This window comes from Gottfriedia sp. ABJ_BB2_2, assembly GCF_055484705.1.
Map to the genome: position 1 here is coordinate 704,259 of NZ_JBVFKR010000001.1, position 16,540 is coordinate 720,798.

Here is a 16,540-nt window from a genome sequence, read left to right on the forward strand (position 1 = left end):
AAGCATCTGCCTGTGTGTAAATGGACGAATTGTTAATCATATTCGTTACATAAAAAACGAATACAAAAATGTCTAAAAAAGTTGCAATTAAATAAAACCACGTTTTTATACATTGCATATGGTTAATTATTTAATATTCACGGCACTAAATATAGACAGACTAATCCAATTTCTCTGACTTCAGGCAGAGTACTTTTTTGCTATAAAATTAATTAGCTTAAAAGTTATCGGATCATGTACATAGTGTCTAAATTTGATGCCTCCTTCAAAATATTAATTAAATAGTAGCTTACTTTTAAATACATTTCAATACTTAATTTTTAATATATCACAAAATAGTACGAATCATTCGTGGCGATTTATACAATACTCTATGTTCGTTCATGACTATTCGTGCTATTACGAAAGAATAGAATAATAGTGTTCTCGTACTTTCTTTGCTGAATTCACCATATTTGTAAGTGCTTGAATAACCTCGGTTTCATCACGAGTTTTTAATCCACAATCTGGGTTGATCCAAAATTGTTGAATATCACACACTTTTAATGAACCAACTATATTTTGCTCCATTTCTTGAACTGATGGGACACGTGGACTATGAATATCATACACCCCTAAACCAATTCCTAATGGGTATGGGTTTTCTGCTAAGTATGAAGAAAATTCTTCATGACTTCTTGCATGTTCAATTGAAATCACATCTGCGTCTAGTTCAATGACCGCATCCATTATGTCAGAAAAACTGCTATAACACATATGTGTATGAATTTGCGTCATTTTTTGAACACTTGCTGTAGTTAAGCGAAATGCACGAGTAACCCAGTTTAAATACTCTTCCCAATTTCGTTTTTTCAGTGGTAGGCCTTCACGTATTGCTGGTTCATCTACTTGAATAATAGAGATACCTGTTTCCTCAAGCGCCTCTATTTCTTTTCTTAAAGCAAGCGCAATTTCATTCGCAATATCTTCCTTTGCTTGATCTTCACGAACAAATGACCAGTTTAAAATTGTTACAGGCCCTGTTAACATCCCTTTTACAGGCTTTTCGGTTAAACTTTGAGCATAGCTAGTCTCATTAACTGTCATTGGTTTAACAAATTCTACACGACTATGAATAATCGGTGGTTTTACACATCTTGAACCGTATGATTGAACCCATGCATTTTTAGTAAAGGCAAACCCTTTTAACTTTTCACCGAAATATTCTACCATATCTGTACGTTCATATTCACCATGTACCAATACATCTAAGTTTAGTTTTTCTTGCAGTTCAATCCATTCCTTAATTTTCAAATTTATTAGATGACGATAGTCGGCTTCTGTAAGCTCCCCTTTTCTCCATTGTTGTCTAGCAATTTTGATTTCTTTAGTTTGTGGGAAACTACCAATTGTTGTGGTAGGTAATAATGGTAATTTCAATGCTTCCATTTGAAAATGATATCGTTCTTTAAATGGAATAGCTCTATTAAAATCTTCTTCACTTAAACTTCTTACATCATCTGTATTAGAAGTTAATTTATTAAGCTGTTCGAAATTTTGTTTCACTTTATCAATTTCTTGTTTTACGGCATCTCTACCAAACATTAAAGCTTTCTTTAACACGACTAACTCTTCTAATTTTTCATCTGCAAAAGCTAATGTATCAATTACAGTATGTTCTAACGAATCTTCTTTTTTCTTAGTAACTGGGACATGCAATAAGCTACATGAAGGCTGAATCCACCAATCTTTTGGTTGAATGAGTGATTGAAGTGTTTCGATCAATTGGATTGATTCGTCTAAATTGTTTTTCCAAATATTTCTACCATTTACAATCCCGCAGGCTAGTACTTTATCCGTTGGAAAACCAAATTTCTTTAATGCCTGTACATTTTCTTTTCTACCATGTACAAAGTCTAATCCTATTCCTTTAACTGGAATTGTTATCAACTCAGGATATTGTTCAATTCCTTCAAAATACGTTTGAAGCATAATTGATAATGATGGAAGGGCCTCACAAATTTCCGAATAAATGTCTTTTATTAACTGAATATCTTCATTTGCTTCTTCTAATACAAAAGCAGGCTCATCAATTTGCACCCATTCTACCCCCGCATCTTCTAGCTCTTTTAGCATTTGGATATAGACCGGAAGTAACTCTGTTATAACTGAATTTTTATCTTCTTCATTATATCCTTTTGAAAGCTTAGTAAACGTATAAATGCCTAATATAACAGGCTTCGTTATCATACCTAATTCATTTTTTGCTTCCAAAAATGACGCAAGTGGTTTGTTATATAATAATTTCGATTTACGATCAGATTGATATTCTGGCACTATATAGTGATAGTTCGTATTAAACCATTTTGTCATCTCACACGCTACAAGCTCTTTATTCCCTCTAGCTAATGCAAAATATGTATGTAATGAAGGTTGCTCAGTCAAATTTCCAAAACGAGTAGGAATCCAGCCAAACATTGTTGCAAAATCTAAAACATGATCATAGTAAGTAAAATCATTTACAGGAATGATTTCGACACCTAAACGAGCTTGTTTTTCGATAGATTGAAGTCTAATTGATTTCATTTCACTCTCAAATTGTTCTTCTGTGATATTCCCTTTCCAAAATGACTCTAATGTCTTCTTCCATTCACGGTTTTCACCAATTCTTGGGTATCCTAGATTACTTATGTTTACCATGTAAAACACTCCCTTTTTTGAAAATAAAAAAGCATTTTTATCTAATTGAGATAAAAATGCTCTTAAGTAGGAAAACACAAATGAACAGAATACTTACATGTCAGTTTCCAATACATAAGGCACCTCCCTATCTCTCGTAGGTCGAACAGCGTCGTTAGAATAGGCAGGTCTCCTGACTTTTGGATCAACGTAAATAAAAACCTTCCCTATCAATAGATAAGTGGTATGTATTTATTTACTCCTCAATTACAGTGGCGGGACCGTGTTGGAATTTCACCAAACTTCCCTTTTAAGTAAATGTTTTGAAGTTAATCAAACATTCACACCTATTCCCCACTATTTAGTTTTCATTATTTTGTCATAATTTGATTTAATAGTCAAAATATTTATTTTTTTCTTACTAAAGTCCTAGAAAAGGTCACTTCATTATTTGAAGTAAAGACTACTTATGATATAGTGAACTAAATTAGAAAATTTTAACAATACATAATATGTCATACTTTAAACAGTTCGATAAAAAATAGAGGTGAATATGAATGGTGAATATCTTACAAGTTTTTAAAAAAATCGGTTTGTTTCTCCTTGTCATTTCTCTAGTATCTGCTTGTTCAAATTCGAATGGTATGGAAAGTGAAAAATCAATGCAAATGGATACCGCTCCAAAACAAAGAGCAGACGTACAAACTGTCGATCAAAATGATTCAAAGGAAAGTATTAATGAACCTACTAAAGGAATCGTACGTAAATTAATAAAAACTGCTGAGCTTCAGCTTGAGACAAAAAAATTCGAAAAAACCATCGATGCACTAGAAAAATCTGTCACTGAATTTGATGGTTATATTGAGTCCAATCATATCACCGGTACATCAATGCTAGAAAAATATGACGATGATAATATTGACGAATTCCCATCTAGAACTGCACAGTATACTTTACGAATTCCTGCTAATAAACTAAACGCTTATCTATCAAAAATGAATACGATTGGAAATGTGACTTCCAAATCTATTTCAACTGAAGATATTTCAAATCAATACTTTGATACAGAAACTAGAATTAAATCTTTAAAAATACAAGAAGAAAGACTTCTAAGTTTATTGAAAAAATCAGGTTCACTCAGTGATATCATAGAGCTTGAAAAGGAACTTACAACCGTTCGGTTCGAAATTGAAAGTTTAACAACAACAATAAAGACATATGATTCATTAATCAATTACAGTACGATTAATCTTTCTGTTACCGAAGTAGCTGAAATAACAGACACTACGCCGCCTAAAACGGTAAGTGATCGAATTACTGCTAAATTTAAAGACAATCTTAAAAATATCTCAACAGGATTCAAAAATACTACAGTATTCATTATCGGTAACTCTGTATTCATTATCATCTGGTTAATCATACTAGTAGCTGGATTTTTTATCGCACGTAAAGCAGTGAAGAAATACCAAGACTGGAATATTCCGAAATAATAATGAATAAAAATAGAATAAATTACCAATCAAAATAAAACGCTGTACTATCAGCGTTTTACTTTGTTTTATCAACATAAACACTTCTATTCATGATTCTTTTATATTGATTTCTATCTAAAAACGTTATGATTAATATTGTAGATTACTTTAATTAGGAGAAAAAAACGATGAAACATTTCTTATTAAGCAAACTAGGTAATTGGAAAATACAAGTTGATTGTAATGATGGAGTAAGAATTCTAGGAAATGATCATGAAATAGTATTATTGGATGAAGATCATGATAAAATTGGACATTTTTCACTTGACCCAAAAGGTAGCATCATCATTCACGACATCCCTTATGGTGGTCAAGTAAAAGTAAAAGAAGGCTACCAAACAATCGTCGTTTATATTCCATATGAAGAAGACTCTGAGGATGAATAAGTTACAAAAAGAGTGTACCAATTCGGTACACTCTTTTATTATTTACGTAAAGTTAAAAACTCTAGTTGTCTTAATCGAACTGTATAGAATGTGATTGGATCAAAGTATCCACTTGGATTTGCTTTCATTTCTTCAAGAATTGCTACATAATTTGAAATCGATTCTCTTGTTTGATCAACAAGTTCATATAAATGTTCATATGGCGTTTGTAAGAACATTGATAAGTCTCTTGGTAATGTTTTTTCAAACATTTCAAACTGTAAAAAGAATCTTGTTGAAATTGAAGAAGATACTTCATCATAATTAACGTTATCAACATATTTCTGATATTGAGCAACAAGTTTAGATTTATTTTGAGGTAATAAACCTAATATTAAGCCCGAGCTTTTTAACAAGAACTGTGATGGAGAAGAATTCAATAAAATATTCATCTCATCTAATTGAATCATACTTGTCATACGATCTGCATCACGACGCCAATCATCTAAAACTTTGAAATCACATTCAAGACTTAACTGTTCACTTCCCATGTAAGTGTTTAATGAATCGCACATATCAGCTAGATAACTTTGTGTCCCTTCTAATAAAGAACCAGACTCTCTAATCCAACTTTGAAGTGCCGCATTTAACTTCGGTAATGTTGTTTGTCTTACATATTCTTGAATTCGATTATTCATTTCTTCATTTAGTGTTTCTAAGATCGAATTAAAATCACTATCTTCTTTTATTAATTCCTTGCACTCTTTTAACATAGCAGGAATGCTTAGTTTTAAATCGTACTTAATTTCATCTTTAAGCTCACGATATGTGCTAGAAATTGTATGTGCGTGTTCCATCTCTTTATCTTTTAAAGAGTGAAGTAAGCCATTTAATTTTTCATCTAATACTTCGTTCCATTGAACATTTGCATGTAAATCATTTTCTTTTTCAACACGTTTTTCTAATAAGAAATTAATTAACTTGCGGATTGCCAATAATAATTTCTCAGATTGCTTAGAATTTGCAGTTGTCGATAATACATTTCCTTCGATGAATCTTTCTAGTTCATTAAATTGATCTTGATTGCTGTAAATTGATGAATACGGTAGAACTTTCGCAGCTGGGAAGTCTAACTTAATTTTCTCTTCAATTTCAGCATGAACACGATCAACTTCATCATTACTATAGATTGAGTCCATTTTATTTAAAATGAAATGAATCGGTAATGTTGGTAATTGCTTTTGAATCGTAATCAATAATGATCTTTCAGCTTCTGTATATGGGGCTGTTGCATTTAAAACATATACAAGACGGTCAGCAAGCTTCACTGATTGAAGTAATGCTTTTGTATTTAAATCTGTTCCATCAATACCTGGTGTATCAATGATTGAGATTTTGTGCTTTTGTAAAAAAGGATTCGGTAATTCATAATGAACTAACTCGTCTCCTTTTAACAATTCATTTTCAACAGTAGTTAAATCATAAAAGTCTGCATATTCAGCAAGGCTAGTATCTCCTTCTTTTGAATACACTGTAATATTTGTATCAACACTTTGCTCAAATAAAACTGGCATTGTCGTAGAAGATCCCATCATTTTCTCACCTAAAAGTGAATTTACAAATGATGATTTTCCATTTCCAATTGTTCCAGCTACTAGCATCGTTGTATGATCAAAGTTTGTTAATTGGTTCGTCCACCAAACAAAACGATTGCCCACTTCAATTTCATTTATCAATGCCCATTGAAGGATATTTTCAAATAATTCTTTTCCATTTTCGAAGCAATCTGGCATTTGTTGTAATTGTTCAAATGCCATTTCAGCATCAACAACAATTTGATAATCTAATCTACCTGGGAATAAACGATCCCATGCAAGTGTTGCAGTTGTCGCTAAAACTGCACCATCAAAATCAGTAATTCTTAACCAGTTCGTTAAGAAACTTGGCATCATTTCCTCTAGTTGTGCTACTAAATAATTACCTTCAATTAATTCTTTATACGTATATGAGTAAATCGATGGAAGTCGTTTCCATTTTACCCCTGTTTCTACATTAATTTGGAACAACATTTGATTAAATGTATGTAACCAATTTACATATTCAGATTTTTCTCTATAACTATTCCAAAGTGCTTCAACCATTAGTTCAAAATGCTCTAAATCAACTTTTGCTAGTGATAATAAAGGCCCCATAAAATAGTTTGGTGACATTTCATTTGTTGCACCATTCTCTATGTATTCTCTTAAAACAATAAACCATTTTAAATCTTCCGTACGAATTGATTCATTTGAAGCTAAATCAACCGCACTATTCCAATCATGATTTTTTTCATAAAATTTACGAGCAATTTTCGTAACATTTGGATAGTCCGGATTATATTTTACTGCTTGTTTAATCATACGATCTGCTTCTTCATAATTAGAAATATCGATGTACAAAGAAAATAATTGAAGAAAAATTTCTGAAGTTAACGTTCTACTTTCAGTTTTTACATCTTTATACAGCTTTTCGGCCGTATCGAATGCACCAACCTCGTAATAAGCGTCAGCAATATTTTTCTTAGCCCAATCTTTATATTGATTTTCAACTTTTTCCCATTTAAACACAGCAGTCTCGAAATCTTTATTTTCAAAGTATACTTCACCTTGTGCAAAGCGAACTGATGAAAGGTCGATTTCTTCATCTGGCGTTCTAAAAATATTTGCTAATTGAGCAATCGGTTGTTTTTCAGTACCATTTAAAAACGTTTTATAAAATTCTTTCTCAATAAATTGTTGCTTTACTGTCATGTTGATCACCTACTATGTATAATAAATTGTATTATTTCTGAGTATAAGACGAAAAGGATACAATTCTCCTTTTATTTAGCAGTCTTATTCTACCAAATTAATGACGTATAAAATGTGACATTTAGATGTCTTTTTTTATACATTTTTGTTATATTTGTTACGATACTCACAAAACATAGAAAAATAACATTATTTTTGGAGGCAATATGCTAACTTACGAACAAAAACTTGAAATTATCGAATCATTCCCAGAATTAACAAAAAAATCTGTATCACTTGGTCGTACAAATTTTCAGTACGAAGAAAGTTTAACAGAAAAAAAGAATGTCGTCTTTCATTTACATCCAAATGGGAATGGTTTTGTATATGCAGAAGGAATAAAAGGCTATAGAACAAACGACAAAGGTATGGTTAATATTAGAGACTTTAGTGAAGACGAACTGCGCTCTATTATTACAAAATCAATCGATAAATTATCTTTTGAACCAAATTTTGAAGAAGACGATGAAGAAGTAGAAGAATTATGGGTGAACACTAGTGGACAGACATTAAAGCTAGTATCTGAAATGGATATGTGGAATGTATATGCTGGAGAAAATCTTGATGGCACATTCAATAGCTATGGTGAAGCTGCTGAGTATTTAGACGAAGAAGGCTTTAGTTTTAAGGAATAAATGTATAAATTTGTTGAAATAGCGCTAAAGTAACCATGGAGTGTTATTTTTTTATGGCGTATTACTTTTTACTCACTTAATTTCATTTAGATAAAAAAACGCCCGTTAAGGGGCGTTTTTTTAGTGTAATTCTATTTTTGATTTACTGCCTTTTTTAGAACGATAGTCTGTACCTTTGTTATTATCTCCACTTTGTGTTGCTTGTCCATGTAATCCTGGAGCGTTTTGATTTTTGCTACCTTTACTTCCATTTCTACTAGTCATTTCTTCTCCTCCTTAGCCTGTATTCATGTTTAGATTTCCATATCATGAGAAAGTTTATTCAAAATAAGAAATGGCAATATAGCACATAATAGCTAAAAAGGAGGGATTTGAAATGGCTAAAGGACATACAAACAAAGGACCACAAAAAAGTTCTGTTGATCAATTTGGACATTCTGAAGAATCAGCTTATTCAAAAAGTAAAAAAATGGAAGAGTTTCACGAGAAAAATAAAGAAAAACAAAGCTAAAAACCATTATATTTTATGTATTCTCTGAAACGGACTTGCTTATTTTCCTTCAACAAGTCATTATAAAAGTAAGATAAAATTGGAGGAAACATTAAATGAGTGAAAATATCAATGAACCAAAGAAAGTTAGTTTGCAAGAACTAATGAAACAAAAGCTTGCAAGTAAAAAACAACAGCAATCTTCAGGTAATACAGGATTAAATGCTGTTAAAGATATGACGAAAAAAAATCAAATAACAAAAAAGCCAAATAATCAACGTAAACGTATGGGCGTATAATGAACGGACAAATTCGTTCTACTATTCAAATTGGAGATCAAGTTCAAATTGTATTAAAACAAGACCAGCGTACAGGTAAACTAACTTCTGGAATCGTTAAAGACATTTTAACAAAATCTCCTTCTCATCCACATGGCATTAAAGTTAGGTTAGAAGACGGCCAAGTTGGAAGAGTGAAAGACATCATTAAAAAGTAAAAAACGACTGAATATCAGTCGTTTTTTTGTTTCATTACTATTATAATTGATTTCCCAAACTAGTAAATGATTGACAAGAGTAATGTCCAAATACTAACAAATGCAAGTAATCCAAAACTGTATTTTAATGTCATTTTTGTTAATAAAGACTCATTTCCAGTTTCTCCAACAGCTGCTGTTGCGATTGCAATTGATTGAGGTGAAACAAGTTTGGCCATTACTCCTCCAGCAGTATTAGCCGAAACTAATAATGCTGGATTTGTCCCAATAATACTGCTAGCATGCGCTTGAATTGGAGCAAATAATGTATTGTTATTTACAACGGAACCTGTCATAAACACTCCAATCCAACCTAAAATTGGTGATAATAATGGAAAGAAATCTCCAGTTGTTGCTAATGCTTGACTTATTGCAATTGTTAAACCTCCATAAGTCATTAATTTTGCAATACTAATAATCGCGCAAATCATTATGATTGGAATCCAAAATTCAGAAATTGTTTTCTTCAAAAGAGCAAGGCTTTCCTTGAAATTAATCGACTTTGTAGTTGTTAATGATACCAATGCCGCTAAAAGGATTGCTGTGCCAGTTGCTCCGATTATATCAATACTTACATTTATAGAAGATCCAGGAATGATAAATTTAAGAACACTTGATGCAAAAATTGCACCTTCAACAAATAATGCTTTAAATGATTTTAAACTCCATAATAAAACAAATAGTGTTAATAAGTAAAATGGAGACCAAGCTTTCAAAATATCTTTTTTGGAAATATTTTCATATTTGAATGATTTACCATTCATTAAATAAATATTTTTAGGTTGCCATTTTTTTGAAAATAGTGCCAATAAGCCCATTGTTAACAATGCAGGTATGATATCTGCTAATTCTGGTCCAATAAAAATTGTCATAAATGCCTGGGATATTGTATACGTTATTGAAGTTACTAAAATCGCTGGTAATACTTCTTTTATTCCCTTTATACCATCAATTAACCAAATTAATAGAAACGGTATCGTAAAATTAATAATAGGTAAAGTTAAAGCAGTCATCATTGAAACTTTCATAGAAGTTACATTACCTTCTAAACCAAATGTGTCTATAATTCCCACAGGAATACCAATTGCTCCAAAAGCTCCTGAAGCTCCATTTGCTATTAGGCAAAGCATCGCAGCCTGTAAAGGTTTGAATCCTACTGAAACTAATAAGACAGAACAAATTGCAATTGGTACACCAAAACCGGCTGCTCCCTCAAGAAAAGCGTTAAAACAAAATCCTATTATTAAAAACTGAATCCGTTGGTCTTGGGATATACCGACAATACTCCCACGCAAAATATCAAATTTACCTGATTGTACGGTTATTTTATATAACCACACTGCCATCACAATAATATAGCCAATTGGCCATATTCCTTGTATTGTCCCTTGTATTATACTGCCAATTGATTCTCCGATTGGTAATTTAAAGAAGAAAAGAACAATCAGGAAGGTTATCAATAAATTTATTAATGCAGCGTAAATACCCTTCATTTTAAAAACAGTCAAACATAGAAGGAATAAAAAAATTGGAATGGCTGCAACTAATGCTGAAATGCCAAGATTATTGAATGGATTAAAATCATCTACTAACATAATTTATGCTCCTCAAAATAACAATTTGTGATTTTTGATTTTAATTATTTCCATATTTGTGTTTGAATATCTTTAAGTGTTTTTATTGACTTGAAGAGCTTTTCATATTCACTTGTATCTAAAGAAAGTTCTACTATATTTCTTATACCTCTTCGGTCTATGACAGAAGGTACGCCAATATAAACATCTTTTTGACCATATTCACCATCTAACAGTGCACCTACAGGTAACACTACATTTTCATTCTTCAATATTGCCTTAGTAATTCTTGCTAATCCCATTGCAATTCCATAATAGGTTGCACCTTTTGACTCGATGATTTTGTAAGCAGCATCTCTTACTTGAATTGCTAACTCTATTTTTCGATCGTCTGATAATTGTGGAGCTAACATTGTACCTGAGATATTTGCTAAACTCCAAACTGGCACTTGAGAATCGCCATGTTCACCGATAATATAACCATGTACACTACTAGGCGCAGTATCAAATTCTTTACCTAAAAGATAACGAAATCTTGCTGAATCTAAAACTGTTCCAGAACCTATTACCCTTTCTTTAGGAAGACCAGAGAATTTCCAAGTTGCATAAGATAAAATATCGACTGGGTTTGTTGCTACTAATAAGATTCCATTAAATCCAGAATCCATGATTTTCTCTACGACTACTTCAAATATTTTTACATTCTTACTAACTAGGTCTAATCTAGTTTCACCAGGCTTTTGTGCAGCACCGGCACAAATCACAACAATTGCAGCATCCTCACATTCCTCATATGAACCAAATTTTATATTAATTGGACTTGGTGCATAAACGATACCATGGTCCAAATCCATCACATCACCTTTAGCCTTTTCTTCATTTAAATCTACTAAAACTAATTCATCACATATTCCCTGATTCATAAGAGCATAAGCATAACTAGATCCCACTGCACCTGTTCCAATTAAAACTACTTTATTGCCTAGTGTTATCTTCATGTTGTTTGTCTCCTATCTAATTATTTGTTAAAAATTCCACATAAGACTTTTTTAAATGCCTTTCTAAACTTTGTGATTATTTTCACATAAACAACTAAAAAAATTTGCAAATGATATACCCTGTCGACTTTAGTATGTGAAACTTTTCACAACTTGATTGTATTCCTTAATTACTCCTTATACAATCTTTAAATATTGTAAAATATGGAAAAAAATGTAATTCAATACTCAATTTAGACTATCCGCTTCAAAATCTCGATTTATGTTTCAACTATTGTACTTAAGTTAGAAAGATTAATCATTCTATTTATTATTTCTCTTACACATTTTGCAATAAAATGATCAACAAAAAAAATAAAGCTACAAGAGTAGCTTTTCATTCATAAAGAACTTTATGCCAATTAGCTTAAATCTTTACCCCATAAATTATTTAGCAATATCATATAAAGCGTTAATATAATTGATAAAACCGTAAAAATTATTGGGATGTATCTAAATTTGTCAACTTTTCTAATTGCTAAAATAAATAGAACAAAAGCAATCGCAGCAATCAAATAATACAGTGTAAATAAAGGATATTTTGTAAAAGGTCCTAAAAATAAACTAAGAACTGAAAATTGAATCATAAACGCAAGAATCGAGATTGAAATCCATTTTAATTTACTCTGAATTTTTACAATCCCTATAATTGATAAGATGAAAATACCAACTACAATTATTGAAAGGACCCATTCATAAATAAAAAATAAAGATTCATTGTACACTGCAAAATAATAACCAACTAAAGAAAGTGGTACAATTGCCAGCAGTAATAGTGAATTAATTGTTATGTATCTCAATTCTTTCAATCCCCTCACACCTTTAACCTTTTTCCATATTTTAACATATTTAAGTCACGTTAAAATGATTTTTTTAGATTTTTTCCCCTCCTAAAATACGACAAATACTCAGTTAACCTACTTTCCAATTTCAACTCTCCGTACTTTTCCCTTTAAAAACATTCAAAAAAAAGAGTTGCCTATAGCAACTCTGAAACATTAAACTTCAAATTATCATATTACGCATTGTTCTCGACTGACTTACTTGGAACATATATTGTTTCTCCATTTACACGTCGCTCTAATGCTGGGATGATTCGAACAAAAATAATGATACCAATAACCCCTAAACTTGTTAAAAAGACCGATGTTGCAATACTTGATAAAAAGGCACTGATTGCAACTGTAATCGAACAGATTAACATTGCTAAATTAAAGGTTAAACCAGCAACAGCCATATATGAACTTCTTGTTTCTTCTAAAGGTAAGTGCGCCATATAATTTTGTTGCACAGGGACACGTAATACTTCTGCTACTGTTGCTACAAACATCGCAGCAAATAATAACCAAATTGAATTACTATACGAGATAATTGCGTAACCAAATACAAATACTACGCAGCTCCAGATAAGTGTTTGCTGATCATTCATTTTCTTTACAATTTTTGTAGCAAATAATGCCATAATCACTACGAGAATTGTATTTTCAGTTCGTAGGAATCCAATCATTTCGATCCCTCCAAAATGCCAATTCATCAATTGCTGAGTTTGGAATTCATTTGTAATTCGAATACTAATATAATTTGTTAATTGAAATTCCATTGAAAGGACTAGTAAACCAGCTAAAACATAAAGAATAAAGAGCCTATCTTGGAATACATCCCGATAATTCGAAAGCATTTTATTCACATGTAGTCTAATTGTTTTCATCTCTGATTGCTGCGTTTTCATACTCTCATCAACGAAAAATGTAATTAAAAACCACGTAATGAATGAGGCAATTGAAAGAGCTAATAAAAGTTCAAATAAATACGTTTTGAATAAAAAACCACCCATTATTCCACCAATTGCAATAGATAAATTATTTGACCAATACATAATAGAATACATCAGTTTTCGTTCTTCGGGTTTACTAACATCAATTAGCATAGCTTGATTTGCAGGCCCTGCTAATCCCCAACAAATACTATTAATCGTCATCATGAAAAATGTAATAATCGGAGAAAAAAACCAAGGAGAATTACAGAACATCATTGCTATGAAAGCAAATAATCTTAAAGTTTCTGCAAAGACCATTGTTTTTTTTCGACCGAATTGATCTGAAAAATAACCTCCGAAAAAGTTCATTGCGATCCCAATAAATACATTTACTAGTAAAAGTAAACCAGCTAATTTCACACCAAAATGTTTAGATAAGTAAATGGCCATAAAGGGAAAAATCATACTGCCTATTGCTGAACTTAAAAACGATTCGAGTAGTCGAATCTTAATGTTTTTGTGAAATTTTAGTAATTCCATTATTATTCTACCTTCGTTTCTCTATTAAATTATTAAACTGACACAGATACTTACAATGATTCGTCTGCTAGTCTCTTTTCAAAAAAATGCTGGCTAAATCCTTCCGGATAGTCATTTAAAACGCCGAATTCTTTATATCCATGTTTTTTGTAAAATTCCGGTGCTTGAAAACTAAAAGAATCTAGCACAATTAACTGACATTTTTTCACTTTTGCAAGCTCTTCAATTTTATGTAATAGGTTACTTCCAAAACCTGTGCCACGTTGTGATTCATCTACCCATAAAAAATCAACATGTAAATGATTATATTTAATCGTACCAGATATACCTCCTAGTATCGTTTCATTATGATCTTTTAAAATGAAACTTACTTTTTCAACTGGCTTCACTAGTTTTTCTGGGAGTAGAAATATTATATTCAATTACTTTCTGTCTAATATAGTCAGTATCTTCTTGATTTGATTGCTGTATAATTTGCATGAAAATTCCCCCATTTCTAATTTTTCGCTTAATTATAATAACAGTTATTAAGAAAATTGCCAACCTAATATGAATGAAATAAATTGTATTTTTTTAATTGCCATTTTAAAGCAGAATTAAAAAAGGTTGCCAATGCAACCCTTGTTCCTCAAAAAACTTCTCCTTTATCATGAAAAATTTTATGCAATAACTCTTCAAATTTTTCATTTTCAATCTCTTCTTTCAAAATTGAGCCATTTTTCCATTGGGAAAATGAATGATTTGTTAATGTCACATTGCCTTCCTTTGTCAGCTTAGTGATTAAAGGCTTCTTATTAAATGGAGACTTCTCGTGATTTTTGATAATCGTTTGTATCTCATTTAGATCTGACATATCATTAATCATTCTCTTCGAATCAAAAGCATATCCAATTCTCCAGTCTGGATCTTTATGTTTTAATTTCATTTCCAATATATAGTCACCAAATGCAGTATTTTCTTTTTTTATACGAAACTCTCCATTATTAGAAATGACTATTTCTCCATTTAATGGTACTGGCTTTATAGGTAAATTTGCTCCAAATCCGGTATCAACTAAATAAGTTTGATCTTCGTGTGATAAAAGAATCGTAACATGTGTTCTTCCCATACTTTGGTAAACAGAATTGATGGGATCATAAACTACTCCACTTACAAGATTCACATTAAAACCATTTTCAAGTAGAAATAAGTACAAAATGGTATTTAATTCATAACAAAGTCCACCTTCATTATTTAATAATATTTTTTGAATCAAGCTATCCTTTGTTATCTCACTTGTATTATTATTAATAATGCATATATTTTCAAATGGTATGCTATATGCAGTTTTCATCAAAATATCTTCTAAGTCTTCGAATGAAATGTTGCTACTCTCATTCAAATCAATCCTTTTACGAAATAATGTATTTAATTGACTCAAATCTATTGCCTCCATTATGAAATGATAAATTGTCTCTTCGATTCTACATTGTATCTTATTATACTTTGGATAGAAAAGTGCGCTCCTGCTCAAGCCAGAAACGCACTTTTTCTATCCATTACTTTTGTTTGTAGCCGATGAAAGTAGTTGATTATGAGGTAAAATTGCGTGAACACCTTTTACTTGATTGACAATTTGGGTTATTTTTAGGTCAACACACACACTTGCTAATGCAACTGCCTCCGTTTTTTCTATATGATAAATCCTTTGAATTAACTCAACCATTCCTTCTAATGCCGTCGCCGTTGCAATGTTTAAATCCTCATCAAATCCAAAAGTAATCCACCCTGATGGTGTGTTAGCGAGAGGGTTTTTCAATTGCAAATCTTCTATAACTGTAAGTGTAAGATTTACTTGATCAAACGGTGATTCTATTGCTTGACCAGATACTTCACCATCTCCTTGTGCAGCATGACCATCTCCAGCCGAAAATAGTGCACCTTCAACAGTAATAGGAAGATAAATTGTGCTTCCCTCAACTAATTCCTTACAATCAATATTTCCTCCACAATATCTAGGGGGGATTGTTGAATGAACACCGGACTCACATGGAGATGTACTCAATAAACCTAAAAATGGATTAAGTGGTACAGTAAATTCTTGATCTTTTATATGCGTTTTTGCTGTTTTGTTTTCTTCATTAAGTATCCAATTTAGTGTTACTTCAGGTGACTCAGCTATATTTAACATATTATTCTGCCAGTTTATTTTACCTCCAGCACAATTCCATCCGTACCAGCTTGGTTTTATTTTATTTATTTTTATTTCTAGCGTCATTCCGGGTTTTGCATCTTTAATATAAACAGGCCCAACCATTGGATGTCCCCAAGCTTCTTCTTGTTCTCGTGATTGATAACTAACTCGCTCTCCGTTTTTTTTATTTAATCCCCAACCTATATCAATCGTATTAAATTCAATAGAATCTCCAGAATTAATTGTCAGGATTGGCTCGTATTCTTTACTAAAAGATGCATGTAAATGTTGATTGGAAATTTTCATTTTATATGTTTCTGGCATGCTATAATCCTTCTTTCAAATTTACAGATTTATATTATAGATTAAAATTCCTTCTATAATATTATTTCGGCATTTTATGATTTTTTTCCTTGT

The 16,540-nt window shown here is 31.4% G+C and carries 15 protein-coding genes, 1 pseudogene and 1 riboswitch; of the genes and pseudogenes, 6 read left to right on the top strand and 10 right to left on the bottom strand.

Annotated elements, in window-relative coordinates; translation table 11 throughout:
* Positions 1–399 precede the first annotated feature (399 nt).
* Positions 400–2,679, bottom strand: a complete 2,280-nt coding sequence (gene metE, locus ACX6U0_RS03630; protein WP_464958636.1) for a 5-methyltetrahydropteroyltriglutamate--homocysteine S-methyltransferase — start codon at positions 2,677–2,679, stop codon at positions 400–402.
* A 145-nt stretch (positions 2,680–2,824) separates the two neighbouring features.
* Positions 2,825–3,024, bottom strand: a riboswitch (cobalamin riboswitch).
* A gap of 191 nt (positions 3,025–3,215) precedes the next feature.
* On the opposite strand from metE, the gene ACX6U0_RS03635 reads away from it, so the two are divergent.
* Both ACX6U0_RS03635 and ACX6U0_RS03640 read left to right on the top strand, forming a co-directional pair.
* Positions 3,216–4,148 carry a DUF4349 domain-containing protein gene (locus ACX6U0_RS03635; RefSeq protein ID WP_464958637.1) on the top strand — a complete coding sequence of 311 codons (933 nt, stop codon included), beginning with the start codon at positions 3,216–3,218 and terminating at the stop codon, positions 4,146–4,148.
* A 170-nt stretch (positions 4,149–4,318) separates the two neighbouring features.
* Positions 4,319–4,576, top strand: coding sequence for a hypothetical protein (locus ACX6U0_RS03640; protein WP_464958638.1), 258 nt, complete (start codon positions 4,319–4,321; stop codon positions 4,574–4,576).
* 38 nt (positions 4,577–4,614) lie between these two features.
* On the opposite strand, the gene ACX6U0_RS03645 is transcribed toward ACX6U0_RS03640, so the two are convergent.
* The gene (locus ACX6U0_RS03645) at positions 4,615–7,344 is read right to left on the bottom strand and encodes a dynamin family protein (RefSeq protein WP_464958639.1); all 2,730 of its coding nucleotides are present in this window, start codon (positions 7,342–7,344) and stop codon (positions 4,615–4,617) included.
* A 206-nt stretch (positions 7,345–7,550) separates the two neighbouring features.
* Between ACX6U0_RS03645 and ACX6U0_RS03650 the strand changes: the two genes are divergently transcribed.
* On the top strand, positions 7,551–8,018 hold the full coding sequence (locus ACX6U0_RS03650) for a hypothetical protein (protein WP_464958640.1): 468 nt from the start codon (positions 7,551–7,553) through the stop codon (positions 8,016–8,018).
* Between the two features lie 120 nt (positions 8,019–8,138).
* On the opposite strand, the gene ACX6U0_RS03655 is transcribed toward ACX6U0_RS03650, so the two are convergent.
* A complete protein-coding gene (locus tag ACX6U0_RS03655; protein WP_464958641.1) occupies positions 8,139–8,282 on the bottom strand; it encodes an imidazoleglycerol-phosphate dehydratase in 144 nt (47 codons plus the stop codon).
* Between the two features lie 112 nt (positions 8,283–8,394).
* On the opposite strand from ACX6U0_RS03655, the gene ACX6U0_RS03660 reads away from it, so the two are divergent.
* The 3 genes from ACX6U0_RS03660 (at position 8,395) to ACX6U0_RS03670 (ending at position 9,004) form a co-directional block, all read left to right on the top strand.
* Entirely contained in the window at positions 8,395–8,529 is a 135-nt protein-coding gene (locus ACX6U0_RS03660; RefSeq protein ID WP_377896796.1) for a hypothetical protein, read from the top strand.
* A 95-nt stretch (positions 8,530–8,624) separates the two neighbouring features.
* A complete protein-coding gene (locus ACX6U0_RS03665) occupies positions 8,625–8,807 on the top strand; it encodes a hypothetical protein (RefSeq protein ID WP_087998441.1) in 183 nt (60 codons plus the stop codon).
* The gene (locus tag ACX6U0_RS03670) at positions 8,807–9,004 is read left to right on the top strand and encodes a YwbE family protein (RefSeq protein ID WP_464958642.1); all 198 of its coding nucleotides are present in this window, start codon (positions 8,807–8,809) and stop codon (positions 9,002–9,004) included. Before ACX6U0_RS03665 ends, ACX6U0_RS03670 begins: the two co-directional genes overlap by 1 nt.
* 59 nt (positions 9,005–9,063) lie before the next feature.
* Here ACX6U0_RS03670 and ACX6U0_RS03675 read toward each other — a convergent pair whose 3' ends face one another.
* The 7 genes and pseudogenes from ACX6U0_RS03675 to ACX6U0_RS03705 all read right to left on the bottom strand — a co-directional run bounded on the left by ACX6U0_RS03675 (position 9,064) and on the right by ACX6U0_RS03705 (position 16,447).
* Positions 9,064–10,638 carry an L-lactate permease gene (locus tag ACX6U0_RS03675; protein ID WP_464958643.1) on the bottom strand — a complete coding sequence of 525 codons (1,575 nt, stop codon included), beginning with the start codon at positions 10,636–10,638 and terminating at the stop codon, positions 9,064–9,066.
* 44 nt (positions 10,639–10,682) lie between these two features.
* Positions 10,683–11,615 (bottom strand): L-lactate dehydrogenase, encoded by a 933-nt coding sequence (locus ACX6U0_RS03680; protein ID WP_464958644.1) that lies wholly within the window; start codon positions 11,613–11,615, stop codon positions 10,683–10,685.
* Between the two features lie 401 nt (positions 11,616–12,016).
* On the bottom strand, positions 12,017–12,472 hold the full coding sequence (locus ACX6U0_RS03685; protein ID WP_464958645.1) for a hypothetical protein: 456 nt from the start codon (positions 12,470–12,472) through the stop codon (positions 12,017–12,019).
* Positions 12,473–12,672: 200 nt separating this feature from the next.
* Positions 12,673–13,950, bottom strand: coding sequence for an MDR family MFS transporter (locus ACX6U0_RS03690; protein WP_464958646.1), 1,278 nt, complete (start codon positions 13,948–13,950; stop codon positions 12,673–12,675).
* A gap of 50 nt (positions 13,951–14,000) precedes the next feature.
* Positions 14,001–14,430: pseudogene (locus ACX6U0_RS03695) on the bottom strand (GNAT family N-acetyltransferase).
* A gap of 148 nt (positions 14,431–14,578) precedes the next feature.
* Positions 14,579–15,370: an arylamine N-acetyltransferase family protein gene (locus tag ACX6U0_RS03700; protein WP_464958647.1), complete on the bottom strand. Its 792-nt coding sequence runs from the start codon at positions 15,368–15,370 to the stop codon at positions 14,579–14,581.
* A gap of 111 nt (positions 15,371–15,481) precedes the next feature.
* Positions 15,482–16,447 carry an acetamidase/formamidase family protein gene (locus tag ACX6U0_RS03705; RefSeq protein WP_464958648.1) on the bottom strand — a complete coding sequence of 322 codons (966 nt, stop codon included), beginning with the start codon at positions 16,445–16,447 and terminating at the stop codon, positions 15,482–15,484.
* Positions 16,448–16,540: the final 93 nt, after the last annotated feature.